At 39.8% G+C, this 13,292-nt stretch carries 12 protein-coding genes; 5 read left to right on the top strand and 7 right to left on the bottom strand.

All coding sequences use genetic code 11. The features are described from left to right. Positions 1–214 precede the first annotated feature (214 nt). The gene (locus AAH582_RS22140; protein ID WP_343320646.1) at positions 215–1,174 is read left to right on the top strand and encodes a lipid A deacylase LpxR family protein; all 960 of its coding nucleotides are present in this window, start codon (positions 215–217) and stop codon (positions 1,172–1,174) included. 97 nt (positions 1,175–1,271) lie between these two features. Here the strand turns inward: AAH582_RS22140 and AAH582_RS22135 are convergent, their stop codons facing one another. Both AAH582_RS22135 and AAH582_RS22130 read right to left on the bottom strand, forming a co-directional pair. Next, a complete protein-coding gene (locus AAH582_RS22135) occupies positions 1,272–2,522 on the bottom strand; it encodes a dicarboxylate/amino acid:cation symporter (protein WP_343320645.1) in 1,251 nt (416 codons plus the stop codon). Between the two features lie 10 nt (positions 2,523–2,532). Next, the gene (locus AAH582_RS22130; RefSeq protein ID WP_343320644.1) at positions 2,533–2,655 is read right to left on the bottom strand and encodes a hypothetical protein; all 123 of its coding nucleotides are present in this window, start codon (positions 2,653–2,655) and stop codon (positions 2,533–2,535) included. Positions 2,656–3,094: 439 nt separating this feature from the next. Here AAH582_RS22130 and mnmD point away from each other — a divergent pair, with 439 nt between their 5' ends. Next, positions 3,095–3,760 (top strand): tRNA (5-methylaminomethyl-2-thiouridine)(34)-methyltransferase MnmD, encoded by a 666-nt coding sequence (mnmD, locus tag AAH582_RS22125; protein WP_046672790.1) that lies wholly within the window; start codon positions 3,095–3,097, stop codon positions 3,758–3,760. 71 nt (positions 3,761–3,831) lie between these two features. Here the strand turns inward: mnmD and AAH582_RS22120 are convergent, their stop codons facing one another. From AAH582_RS22120 to AAH582_RS22100, 5 genes are all read right to left on the bottom strand, one after another. Next, complete coding sequence (locus tag AAH582_RS22120) at positions 3,832–4,521, bottom strand: SMUG2 DNA glycosylase family protein (protein WP_343320643.1); 690 nt, start codon at positions 4,519–4,521, stop codon at positions 3,832–3,834. Between the two features lie 101 nt (positions 4,522–4,622). After that, the gene (locus AAH582_RS22115; protein WP_046672788.1) at positions 4,623–5,120 is read right to left on the bottom strand and encodes an FKBP-type peptidyl-prolyl cis-trans isomerase; all 498 of its coding nucleotides are present in this window, start codon (positions 5,118–5,120) and stop codon (positions 4,623–4,625) included. 37 nt (positions 5,121–5,157) lie between these two features. After that, positions 5,158–7,158, bottom strand: coding sequence for a thioredoxin domain-containing protein (locus tag AAH582_RS22110; RefSeq protein WP_343320642.1), 2,001 nt, complete (start codon positions 7,156–7,158; stop codon positions 5,158–5,160). A gap of 77 nt (positions 7,159–7,235) precedes the next feature. Then, positions 7,236–7,958, bottom strand: coding sequence for a hypothetical protein (locus AAH582_RS22105; protein ID WP_343320641.1), 723 nt, complete (start codon positions 7,956–7,958; stop codon positions 7,236–7,238). A gap of 99 nt (positions 7,959–8,057) precedes the next feature. After that, complete coding sequence (locus AAH582_RS22100; protein WP_343320640.1) at positions 8,058–8,888, bottom strand: hypothetical protein; 831 nt, start codon at positions 8,886–8,888, stop codon at positions 8,058–8,060. A gap of 185 nt (positions 8,889–9,073) precedes the next feature. Here AAH582_RS22100 and AAH582_RS22095 point away from each other — a divergent pair, with 185 nt between their 5' ends. The 3 genes from AAH582_RS22095 to AAH582_RS22085 are packed head-to-tail and all read left to right on the top strand — an operon-like array spanning position 9,074 to position 13,290. Next, a complete protein-coding gene (locus AAH582_RS22095) occupies positions 9,074–9,688 on the top strand; it encodes an RNA polymerase sigma-70 factor (protein WP_343320639.1) in 615 nt (204 codons plus the stop codon). Positions 9,689–9,690: 2 nt separating this feature from the next. Next, the gene (locus tag AAH582_RS22090; RefSeq protein ID WP_343320638.1) at positions 9,691–10,701 is read left to right on the top strand and encodes a FecR family protein; all 1,011 of its coding nucleotides are present in this window, start codon (positions 9,691–9,693) and stop codon (positions 10,699–10,701) included. 18 nt (positions 10,702–10,719) lie between these two features. Further along, the gene (locus tag AAH582_RS22085; protein WP_343320637.1) at positions 10,720–13,290 is read left to right on the top strand and encodes a TonB-dependent receptor; all 2,571 of its coding nucleotides are present in this window, start codon (positions 10,720–10,722) and stop codon (positions 13,288–13,290) included. Positions 13,291–13,292: the final 2 nt, after the last annotated feature.

Below are 13,292 nucleotides of genomic sequence, written 5' to 3'. Positions count from 1 at the left end.
ATTGTTTACATTTGACACCTAATCGAATGCAAAATTACAAATAGATTCGCTAAGAAAGGAATAATGCAACTTTTCCATATTATTTATATCTATTCTAAATAGTTTGAATTAATTGGAAAAATAAGCTAGATTCAAATGCTTTTGAATAATTTGAAGTGAAATTTGCTATTTTGGATCTAATGATATCGCATGAATTTTACAATTGCCTGTTAATATGAGTGTTGCTTTGCGATTTTTAGGCCTCTTTTGGGCTGTTATATTTCCCTGTTTTTTTGTTTTTGGACAGGTAAAATTCCGTAATCAGGAAATTGCTGTCCAAAATGACAATGACGTCTATCTCCTGACCGGTCAGGACCGCTATTATACCAATGGTATCAATATAAACTATAGGATTGCGTTGCCGAGGAAACTGGATAAACAGTCTTCAAATACGGTATTGGATTTTGAAATAGGCCAGCGTATTTATAACGGTATCAGTATTATTGACTATAGACGGAAGGAAAAAAAATACGATAGACCGTTTGCAGGTTACCTTTATTTTAGTGCTGGGGTAACGCGATTTTTACCGCAGGATCAGGTCATTGAATTCAAGACCGAATTGGCGCAGATCGGTCCTAAATCCTACGGTGAAGAAGCCCAGAAGTTTATCCATCATCTATTTGGTATGTATGAGGCAACAGGTTGGGATACGCAGCTTGGAAATTCCTTCGGTATTGATTTAAGTGCAACCTATACAAAAGGACTATATCGCAGTCAAAACCAGCAATTTGATGTGGGAATTATAGGTGAAGGGACTATTGGACTAAATAATACCAATCTGGGGATTGCGGCTCCACTTCGTTTGGGGAAGCTGAAATCCTATCAGGCATCCACCTTTACACATGGGCATTTGACACAAGGAAGGGCGGACACTGATAAAGAATGGTATTTTGTCTATCAGCCAAGCGTATCCCGTATTTTTTACAGTGCAACCGTAGAAGGAGGGAGAGGTCAAAATGATCCCATAGGCAAGCTATACACTATTCAGCCTTGGATGCTTAGTCACCGCATAGGTTTCAACTGGTCGAATCACAAGATCAATTACGGTATCAATTATATATTCAATTCGAAAGAGCTCAAATCAGTTTTTCATCGGCATCAATATGGCGAGCTGTTTTTTGCCTACCGTTTTTGATCTGCCAGCCATAGATATGACCCATATTGATCCGCTGCGCATTGGTAGAGTCTCCGTTGATCCGCTATCCTTGAAATGCTTGCCGTTTGTAGCCTGTTTAACCTGGATTTTCGGGAATAGGATCGGCCAGTTTTTGCCCGATCAATCTGCTGGTGAGCATAGCGGCTACGGTGTCTCCGGTGGCATTGAGCATTGTTGCGAGGGGATCGACCAAGGTTGCGATAATCATAATGGATGGGATTACCTCGGTTGGCATCTGATAAACCGATATAATCAGCATTTCTCCGATATAGCCACCATTAGGAATGCCGCCGGCCACAATACTGACCAATAAAGTAATTCCTACCGCCATAATCAAATTCGACGGATCAAAAAATTCCTTTCCACTTAATAAAAGTGCGATATAGATTTTAAAGATACAGGCGATTGCAGAACCATGCTTGTGCAGTGTGGTGCCTAACGGAATGACGACACTAGCAACGCTGTCAGGGATGCCAATTTGTTTGGCCGCAAGTAAGTTGGCTGGCATGGTGGCGAGGCTGCTGCAGCTGCTCAATGCAGTTAAGGAAGGTAATATGTTGTTTTGCCAATACCGTTTGACCCCCTTAAGCCCGAATGCTAAAAAAGCGAATAGACTGAATACCGTAAAAAAATACAAGATTCCAAAAAAGTAGTATAGACCGATAGGTTTGGCATAAAAACCAAAGAGCTGCGGGCCCAATGTTCCAACCTGATAGGCAAAATATGCACCCAAACCAATGGGAGCTAGGTTCATGACCATCACGAGCAGATTTCCCATCACAACGTTGCCTGCGTTTATAAATTTGCGGAAAGTCTCTGCAGATGTTCCCGATTTGCGTGTAGCAATGCCAACGAGGAACGAAAAGATGACAAAGGCCAGCATATTTTGACGTGATAATAAACTTGAAAATTCGCTAACAGTTAAAAAGCGGACCATTTTTTCACCCCAAGAATCATGAGCAACCGTTTCGACGATCTCAGTTGCTTGCTCGATAGGTAATGGAGCATCTACTGGAAAGAGGTAAAGGAAGCAGATGCTTGACAGTCCAGCGACGACAATACCCAACACAAATACGAACGACATCATACCGATGATTCTTCCCAGTACACTGTCGCCATCGATATTGGCAACAGATGAGGATATGGCAAAAAATACCAAGGGTATGACGCTGACAAAGAGTAGGTTTAGGAAAATGTTGCCGATCGGTTTAAGATTGTTGACGATAGGAGGAAAAAAGATGCCGATCAAACTTCCAATACTGATTCCAAGGAGTAGAAGTAAGATACTGCCGTAGTTCTGTACAAAAGTTTTTGTAGCGTATTTCATAGGTGTATGATTAGTTATTTAAAAGGAGTTCATTCGCATGGAAGAACTGCTTATATTGTTTTTGTAATTTGGTCATATTGAGAATATCCAATTCTCCGGCGTTATATGTGCGTGTAAGGTCTGGATATTTCATTAGGTTTTGTGAATATTTCGTGTTTAGATTGCTAAAATACTGTTTTTCTCGAATAGCGCTATTAAAATGAGCTGAATTTATGCGTGTTTGTTCATTTTTGTTTTCCCTTGCTGAAAAAATCCGCTTTTTGTCGGCTGGGCTGTTTTTATTGAAAGCATTTTTTTTTAGCGGTACCCATGCCTACTATAGGTTCGGTATTGATATATTTTCATTTGGAAGTCGATGTACTGGTCAATTGCTCGACATTACCTTCAATCTACGCTTATGGATGGTCGTGCCTCCTAAACCATGAGGATTTTGATACGGGCATTGGCTTTTTTATCTTTGGAAAGTAACCGTGAACAGCGTCATGTGGAGGGAGTAGGCCATTTGTTTTGGCAACAACTTCCTTGATTGAACTTCATGTGTGAAAATTAGAACGTAACGTATTTGTATAAAAATGGAATTTGTAACGACAGGAGATGGTTCGAAAACTTTGTTTAATGCTGAAATAGGTGAATGTTATCATTCGAAACACGGCGCGGTACAGGAAAGCAGGCATGTTTTTATAAAAACAGGGCTTGACCACTATGTACAAACGACAGGAGCCGCCGACGTTGGTATCTTGGAGGTTGGCTTTGGTACCGGTTTGAATTTTCTACAAACAGCCGACTTTCTTAGGGATAAATCTTTTCAGGTGGAATACGTCGGAATTGAAGGATTTCCCCTGCCTTTGTCTACTATTGCTGCAACGGGCTATGATGCGACGGTACACCCAACTGTTTGGACAAGCTATTTGAATGCATACGAGCTGGCTTTGACGGGAAACGTGCAGATTAACGAACAATTAAAACTTCATATTGATCATACCCTGTTGATGAATTTTCAATCGGACCGCTTATTTGACGTCGTTTATTTTGATGCCTTTGCTGCTGTGCATCAGCCTGAGATGTGGAATGATGCTGCCTTGGGGCATATTGCACAGTTTGTTAAACCGGGTGGCGTCTTTGTGACTTATGCGATTACCGGGAACCTCAAACGCAGTATGAAAGCATTGGGATTTACCATAGAAAAGGCACCTGGCGCACCAGGCAAGCGAGAAATGCTGCGTGCCACAAAATTGTAGCGGATGATTCTTTTATAATAGCATCGGAAAAAGTTAATCATACGTTGTTTAGAGTTTACATGTGCGATAAGCTAGTCTGTGCTCAGCACGCTGATGTAATTATCGATGTAGTGCAGTTTGTCTTTGGATTTATATTGTTGTATATAGCGCGGGTGGTCTAGAACGGTCATTTTTCCAAACAACTTTTCTTCTTTGTTGATCTTAGCGAGAAAAGCTGCATTTTTCTTTCCGAGCACAAAGACCTCCTCCGTCGCTAGGCCCATAGCGATGTGTTGTTTCAATGAATCAAGCATAAAAGGGCTGACCATGTCGAAGAGTGTTTTATCATCATAGTAGTTTGCATTGATCCAGTTGTTGGGTTTCGTTTCTCGGACAATCGCCAGGGGAAAGGGTGAATTGATATAAAATTGTTTGTAGAAAATATCGGGGCCACCATAGGCTTCGATCATATCGTACATGAACACCGAAGATATTTCATGGGTATATGCAGAATGCATTTGTATGCCACATGCGCTAGCTAGTCTTTTGGTATCCGTAAAAGGAACTCCCGTTACACCTGCCCCGTGTCTGCTCGGATTAATGCCAATAATGAATTTTCTTGTTAGGTTATCATTGTAGTATTTGTGGTAGAACTGTTCCATCACGACCAATGTCTCGGGGTTATCAAGATAGGGGTTAATTACATTGAATGCTTGGGGAAGACTTCCCTGATAATGTAGATGTTTATTGAATAAAACTACTTTTTCCGCAAATGTTAGCATCTTTCGTCTGTTTAAAACAAGATACGATTTTTAAAGAAGTAAAAAACAAAGCCGGGTGTCAATTAACACCCGGCTTTGTTTTTTAGTATTCTGGGTCCGTATTAGTGACCTTGCGTACCGTCTACACCATGCGAGTGTCCGTGAGACAACTCTTCTTCAGTAGCAGGACGTACAGTTAAGATTTCAATATCGAAATTTAATGTTTTACCAGCCATTGGGTGGTTTAAGTCAGCAACAACTACTTCTGGAGTAACCTCAGCTACTACAGCGCGGAATTGGTTTCCTTGGTTGTCTTGTAGAGGCAATACTTCTCCTACTGGAGGTAAACCTGTTTCTTTGAACATATCTACTGGCAATTGTGCGAATGCTCTGTCGTCTTTTTGACCGTAAGCATCATCCGGTGCCAATTCAAATGAAATTTTATCACCAACGTTTAAGTCTGCGATGTTTTCTTCAAATTTTGGTAACATCATACCTACACCATATAAGAAATCTAAAGGTTGTTCTGCAGTTGTTTCTTCAACGAAAACTTTTTCACCGTTTTCTACTGTGTGAAGTCTGTACGTCAATGCTACGACGTCGTTTGCTTTTATAGCCATCTGATTTTGATTTTTGGAAGCCCGAGGCTACCGTTTATTAAATATAATTTATTAACGCTTCTATGGAGTCCTGTGGTAGACTGCAGGTCCTGTTTTTACAAAGATATGCTTTTGTCTCCTTTCCGACTCTATGTTCTAGCAATGGAAGATTTTCTTCCGTACCGCCAAGAACAATTTTGTTAGGAATATAATATTTGCCGAGTTCATTTTTGAAAGCCATCGCTTTATCCCCCGTCAATGCAATTTCATTGATTCCATATATTTCTTCTAGCAATAATATTGCCCAATTTGAATAGGCCGAACCATAAGTCTTGATTTGCGGGAATACATTCGCCAGCAATTGGTCTGTAATGGCGATGTAATTTTCATCGTCAAAAAGTAAACCTAATCGTTTCAATTGGCGAACCATTGTCGACGAAGAGGAAGGGATTACGTTATCCATAATTTCGCTTTTCCGTGCAATAAGTTCCTCTGCCTCCGACGATGTGTAGTAGAATGTTTTTTGTGATCCATCGTAAAACAATGCAATGGCACTATCAGCGAGCTGTCTTGCTTTTGTGAGCCAATTGAGGTCAAATGTGGCCTCATATAAGGCTATAAAGGCTTCAATAGTGAATGCATAGTCGTCTAGGAAACCTGCGATCGCTCTGTTGTTATCTTTTGGTTGGTGCAATAACTGAAGATTGTCTTGAATAAGATGCGTACAGATAAAGTGGGCATTGTTTAAAGCGAGTTCAAGAAAATGGCTGTTCCCAAGACTGTGATAGGCATCTAGGAGTCCTTTTAGAAATAAAGCATTCCAGGTGGTCAGCTGCTTATGGTCGAGTCCCGGACGGATCCGTTGTTCACGATAGTTGTATAATTTTTTCTTTGAAATTTTTAGAAAATCTGCCCATTCGTCAGCTGACATATTGACCTTTACGGCTAACTGGTCTGCATTAATGGCGCAAATTGGGATGTTAGTTTTCTCTTCCGTCCAGTTCCCTGCTTCGGTGATGTTAAAATATTGGCCAAGGAGGGCAGCATCATCGCCCAATACCTCGTTAAATTCAGCCTTAGTGAATGAATAATATTTTCCTTCAATCCCTTCGCTATCTGCATCTAAAGCGCTATAGAAACCATGGTTCGGCGCAAGCATTTCGCGCTCGGCCCAGTCAATCGTTTCCTCGATAATCCGCTTATAGAATGGATCTCGATTTTGTTGATAAGCTTCGGCATAAAGGGATAGTAATTGCCCGTTGTCGTAAAGCATTTTTTCGAAGTGGGGAATATGCCAATAATGGTCAACCGAATAACGCGCAAAGCCACCACCGATCTGGTCGTAGATACCTCCTGATCCGATCTTTTTCAACGTCAAATGAACATGATCCAGGAGTTCCTGATTGTCGGCAAGCACCGCATATTTTAGCAAGAATAACCAATTGTTTGGTAACGGAAATTTGGGTGTTTTTTGATAACCGCCTTCATTTTTATCGAACATCTCGGTCCAAGGGGCAACAATTTCATTTAAGTCGTCGATCGTGTATTGATCGGGGATGGGGTGAATGGGCAGTTGCTCGGCGCGTCGGATGCCGTTGTTTAGTTTTTCAGCATAGTCAAACGCGACTTCGGGTTTCTCCGCCCACATTTGTGCAATTTGCAATAAAATATTCTGCCAGTCGTGCGGTTTGAAATAGGTGCCACCATAAATTGGTCTTCCATCGGGTAGGCAGATACAATTCAATGGCCAGCCGCCAGCATTGGTCATCAGCTGCACAGCAAGCATATAAACTTGATCGATATCGGGGCGTTCTTCACGATCGATTTTGATCGATACGAAAAACGTATTCATGGTTTGGGCGATGGCTGAGTTTTCAAAACTTTCACGCTCCATCACATGACACCAGTGGCAAGCCGAGTAGCCAATGCTTACAATGATGAGTTTATTTTCGTCTTTTGCTTTTTTTAAAGCTTCCGGTCCCCAGGGCATCCAATCTACTGGATTGTGTGCGTGCTGTTTAAGGTACGGTGAATTTTCAAATTGCAATTGATTCGCCATAAGACGAAGGTAGTGAAAATCTGCATCAACTAGCATTGCCTTGCAAAACAATGCTAGTTGATGCAGATTCTTCTACATTAAAAGTGTTTAAATTGGCTGACTAATCGTACATAACCATCTTTGATACGATATTTTTTATTCTTTTCCGTATACCCATTAAGTTCAAACTCGGCTTCCAGTAAATAAAATCCCCTGTCGAGCTTTTCAAACTTCAAAATCGTAAACGTAGCGTCATCCTGGATATTGTTATTCAATTGGACCGGTTTTGTCATGGATCGATTGGGAATGTACGAAAACATAGCTTCTTCCGTTTGAGGAGAAATACTTAGAAATACACCTGAAGTTTTATTTTCACGTGCATAGTCTGTGATAAATTGTTGCGGTCCTGTTGCCAATTGAAATCCATTGATAGGTTGATACACTGTTGCTCCTTCTTGCAATTTCGCTATATTGTATTTTTTAGTAAAACCAATTGTCACATTTGCTTCGCCTGAAAATGCATAATTATATTCAACGAGCAAAGAATCTTTTTCGCCATACCACCAAGTATTACCGGTGTTATAAGCAAAATGTCTATTGGGCAATTCCTGATTATAGGGTTTGATGTTAATTTGCTTATTACTGTAGCCATTCGCATATCGATCATTAGAAGCATATTTTACGCCGTCAATTGTATATGAAATACTGTCGCTCAACATGAGTTTTGCTTTTGTATTGTCATCAGGATTAACTTCAGGTTGATCTTTTTTGCAAGAAATAAAGAAAAGACCTATTACAGTGAATAAAAAAAATGATTTCATGATTGTAAAATAAATTTGAGGCTTTTATGAAAACTATAAAAATAGCAGTTAAAATTAGCGTGTAAACATTCTTTTGTTTCTCTAATATTAAAACATGTTTTAATATTTAGGCTCTCCGATAATCCTATAATGTTCAATATTATCTTTTGGATAACCTATCAGGGCGACAGCGGTAGATCGGTTTTCCCAGATTGCTACTGTAGTGGCGTTAAACTTATTTTTGAAAAGTAAATTATACTTATTATCTAGTTCAGCTTGGCCATTATTCCCTGCAGAGAGCGAAGGGCTACTATAGGTTTTACTTGCCGCTTCCAGTAAATATTCTTTTTCTTTTTCTGGTGTTAATTGTGCGGATTTATTTTCATAATAAAAATCTATGCTACTATAGGGATATTGTTTTTTTACATAAGTTTGATCAACGCGATAACCTTTGTAGGAGTACGATTGCCCTACAATGCTGCTGCTCGGTGGATTTCCCCAATCGATATTAAAAAAATCTTTTCCGGGAACGGCTCTGATCATAAGCTCAGCTTTTTTGACCACCTTATTGTCTTTGTAAACTAGTAAGTTAAATTTGTATTCCCCAGGTTTGTAAAATGTGACACCTGTCATGGAACGAAAAGGATTAACGCCTGAACTGTAGTGTAAAATATCATCAATATGCCATACAATAGAATCGACAGCCTCTTTATCCAATTGGAAAGTAGTGTAATGATCCGTATGGTCCTCTTTATCATAAATACGGATTTTACCTTCTTCAAATATATTAATCACCCTATTGTCAGTCCAAACATCCATATTTTTGGTCATTCTTGTTGTAAGAGATTCCTCTTCTGGTTTTATTACCGCTGGGTTTTCAGGATAATTTTCTTTGGTACATGAAATGAAAATAAATAAAATTAAACTTATAAAAAAGTGATTTTTTAACATGTTTTGTGATTTTTTGTAAAAATAGAAAATTTATTTAAAATTCACTTAATTGAGTCGCGTTATTGTTTGTTTTTACGTTAAACAGTTTTGGTGACTCATTGAGTTGTAAATTAACTAGATGCATAAAATCTCCATGGAATTTGATTATTTTTACATACGTTTATTATTAGCTTTACCGAAGTCCTATGTCAAATGACGTTGACCTGCTTAAGAAGATAGTCCAAAAAGATCGTGATGCTTTTGAAGCTATTTATAAGAGCCATTTCCGTAAATTGTATAGCTTATCTTTTCGGTACGTGCGTGAGGAGGCCATCGCTGAGGAGCTCACTAATGACGTATTTATGATGTTATGGGAAAATGCAGGCAAGTTGGCCATTAGTCAATCACTGGGAGCTTACCTATCTCGCAGCGTTATCAACCTTTCGCTTACCTACCTCAAAAAGAATCAACGTTTTTTGAAACGGAATAACGATTATAGCAAGGAATTGGATCTGACCGATGATGAAGATGAAACTGATCGTGCCGCACTTTACGAATCCAAGTTGTTGATGATCGAAAGTATACTGGAAGGACTGCCGCCGCAGTGTCGAAAAATCGTTCTTATGAGTAAGTACGAGAAGATGAAACAACAGGAAATCGCGGATCAATTGGGAATCTCCATAAAAACGGTTAAAAATCATCTGACCATTGCTTACGATAAAATTCGGGTCGCTTTGGCCAAGCAAAAAACATTTCTGTTGCTTCTCATTGGCTTTTTATTTTTTTCATTAGGACTTTTTGTCCAGTTTATTATCTTATAGTTATGGAAGAAAACAATACTTCAAGATTTATTCCTTATGACTTGATTCAGAAAGAGCTGGATGGGACTATTTCCGAAAGGGAAGGAGTGTTGCTTGGGCGTTGGATTTCGGAGGATGTGGAAAACCACGATCTATACCACGAAGTTAGAAGTATAGCTGACGACCTTATAGTACTGGAATGCTATAAAAAAGTAGATACTGGTAGCCAATGGGAAAAATTTAAAAATCAGTTGGATAAAACAGGGGATCATCAAAAACCGGAGATCGCGACAGCGGTACGAACAATCTGGAAACCCTGGATGAAATTTGTGGCTGCAGCCGTATTGTTCGTGGTCGGTTTTGCCGGTTACCTGAACTTCGACCGTTGGATGGGCAATGAAATCCGATTATATGGATCAGTAGCTCAGCAGCCTACCCTACTTCCCGATGGTTCGATCATCACACTACAGGCCGGAGCTGAAGCGATGTTCAACAAAAGGACATTTCCACAGCAAAGAACTGTCGAGCTCAAAAAGGGAAAAGCGCTATTCGATGTCAAACATCAAACAGGAAGCTCCTTTGTGGTTGATCTTGAACATAATTATGTACGTGATATCGGCACTACCTTTGAGGTCAATTTACTGAAAGATGATGTCGAAGTATTTGTGAAAGAGGGGGTAGTAGCCTTAAGTAGTGGAAAGGGTGATCATGCAAAAGAGCTTGTTTTACAGAAAAATCAAAAGGGCCTTTATAAAAGACAAACAGCGTCTTTATCTAAAATTGATCTGTCGGTAGACAATGATACTGACGTAGCGCAAAAGCTGAGCTACTCAAATGTTCGGTTGGATAGTATCTGCTCAGATTTGGAAAAGCACTTTCGGGCGAATATAACTGTCGTTGGAGATAGTTTAAAAGCACGGAAGCTCAGCATGTATTTTGATGGGCAGACGCTCAATGAGATCGTTCAGATTCTTTCCAAAACCTTAAATGTGAAATGGAAAACTGGTAAAAAGGGATATAGTATCTACGAATAGACTCTTCGCGTTGCTGATATGAAAGATAGGATACTGTATCGTCTGCTCTTTTTCTGCTGGTTAGTTATGGTTGTATGTTCGAAAGCCATCGGACAGAACTCCCCTGCTGAATTACGGATTTCAATTGACACGCACAACAAACAGATCATTCAGATACTTACCGAAATTCATAAAACATACGATATATCCATGTCCTATGATGAGCAGATTTTTAACAAGGACATCATCTATAGTCGTTCGTTTGACAAATCCAATTTGGAAGAAGTTCTTAATTATTTGCTGAAAGATTCCAATGTTGGATTTACAATTATCAATAGGGCGCTGATCTTCTATGAGGAAGATAAAACTTTTACCATAAAAGGACGTGTTGTGGACAGTCTGAGTGGTGAAAACCTGATTGGTGCCACTTTGTTGATCGCGGAGAAAGGTAAAAGTAGTTTAAGTAATAAATATGGGTTTTACTCACTGACATTACCACGGGGCGAATACAGTTGTTATGTAAGTTATCTGGGCTATAAAACAAGGGTGGTCTCATTAAATGCTGCGTTAGAAAATAATTACCTGGTCATTAAGCTCGCTCCGGTAGATTTCAACTTGAGTGAGGTGGTGGTCAATGTGGATTCTTCCTTGACTGCGCAGCACATGGGAAGTTTCACCGATAAGATCAATTGGACCCAAACACGAAGAAATGCTTTTTATAAAGGCGAGGCTGATATCATGAAGGTATTACAGATGCAAAATGGGATTAACGGATTAACAGAAGGTGGCAGTAATCTTTTTGTAAGGGGAAGCGGTAAAGACCAGAATCTTATTTTGCTCGATGAAGCTGTTGTTTATAATCCATCGCATCTATTCGGTTTAACCTCGGTGTTTAATTCGGATATTTTGAAGAATACCCAGCTTTATAAGGATGCTATCCCTGCAAATTTAGGGGGACGTCTTTCTTCCATTATGGATATGAGTACCAGAGATGGCGATGCCAATGCTTTTCATGTTTTTGGTGGATCAAGTCTATTGATTGCTCGGGTTGGTGCTGAGGGACCATTTATAAAAAAAGGAAAAGGTGCTTTCATTGCCACTGCACGGGGAAGTATATTAAATGCTTTTAACACAGATTATCGGCTGTTTAATGTCAAAGGTAAGTACAGTGACTATAACGTGAAGTTCAACTATACATTTGACGAGAAAAATCGGGTTTATCTTTCGGGTTACTATGGGCAAGATAAAGTTATTTCACCGAATAAGAATACCAATCGTTGGGGTAATTGGACCTCTACTTTGCGGTGGAACCATGTGCATAGTGACCGATTATTTATGAACCTTTCGGCTATATTCAGTGATTATCATAATAAATTGGATGTCAGTAAACCCGAATCGAGTGACAATCAGATCTGGTTGACACGGATACGCGACTTTAGTTTGAAATCCGATTTTACGTATTTTATGGGATTGGACCGCACCTTGGATTTTGGTCTCCAGGGTACCTTACATCGTTTTAATCCCGGGGAGATATCACCGGTAAATTCAAATACGGAGGATAATATCTTTAGGGCCCAGGCCTATGATTATACGGGTTATATTTCTTTTAACTGGAAGATTGATTCAGCCTTCCGGATTGTTGCGGGAATGCGGGCAAATGCCTTTTTTAATGCCTCCTTTGGACGCTATTATTTATTGGATGGCAGCTCGTATAAGCCGTTGTCAAACGATGCTGACAAGAAAAAATCGTATTATGGTTTAGAGCCACGCCTGTCTTTGCAATATAAAATGAGCAATGATTATGCTTTCCGACTGGCTTATAATCGGAGTTATCAATATTTGCAGTTATTACAGAACGATGAACTTGCTTTTTCCTCGTTGGAAGCGTGGGTACCGGCGGGATTAAATATTAAACCACAATATGTTGATGCGATTTCTTTTCGTATCAACAGATTATTGTATCGTGGAAATATCGGACTGGAAGGGTATTGGAAGAGAATGGGCAATCAGGTCGAATTGATCGATCATGCGCAGTTAATACTCAACCCATTTATCGAAACACAGCTGCGCCAAGGAAAGGGGCGTGCCTATGGACTAGAATTATCCGTCAATCAGCGTATCGGTGAGTTTTCGGGCAGTATTTTCTATAGCTGGTCCAGATCGTTTCGGAAGATCAACGGCATCAATAAAGGAAAAGAGTATGCAGCCAATTTCGATATTCCACATGTGCTTAAGAGCAACTTGTCCTACGATTTGGGGAGGTCGGTGCATCTCAATGCTTTTTATACGATTCATACGGGAAGGCCTTTAACCTATCCAATAGGATTTATGGAATATGAGGGGATATATGTTCCAGTGTATTCAAGCCGTAATTCCCATCGGATGCCTACGTTTAGTCGTTTTGATCTAAATTGCTCGGTAGATTTGGAAACCATAAGGCAGCGAGAGCGAGGAAGAAGACACACCTTGAATTTTGGATTATATAATATATTTGATCAGCGCAATCCACTTTATTATAGTTTCTCCGAAGATAGCAATGGGAATTTGGCAATTCAGAAAACATCCTTTTCTGGGCGGGTTCCCTCGATTAGTTACACCATGAGATTTTGATT

The organism is Sphingobacterium multivorum (assembly GCF_039511225.1).
In the GTDB taxonomy this organism is placed as follows: domain Bacteria; phylum Bacteroidota; class Bacteroidia; order Sphingobacteriales; family Sphingobacteriaceae; genus Sphingobacterium.
This window is presented reverse-complemented; position numbering and strand designations above follow the sequence as displayed.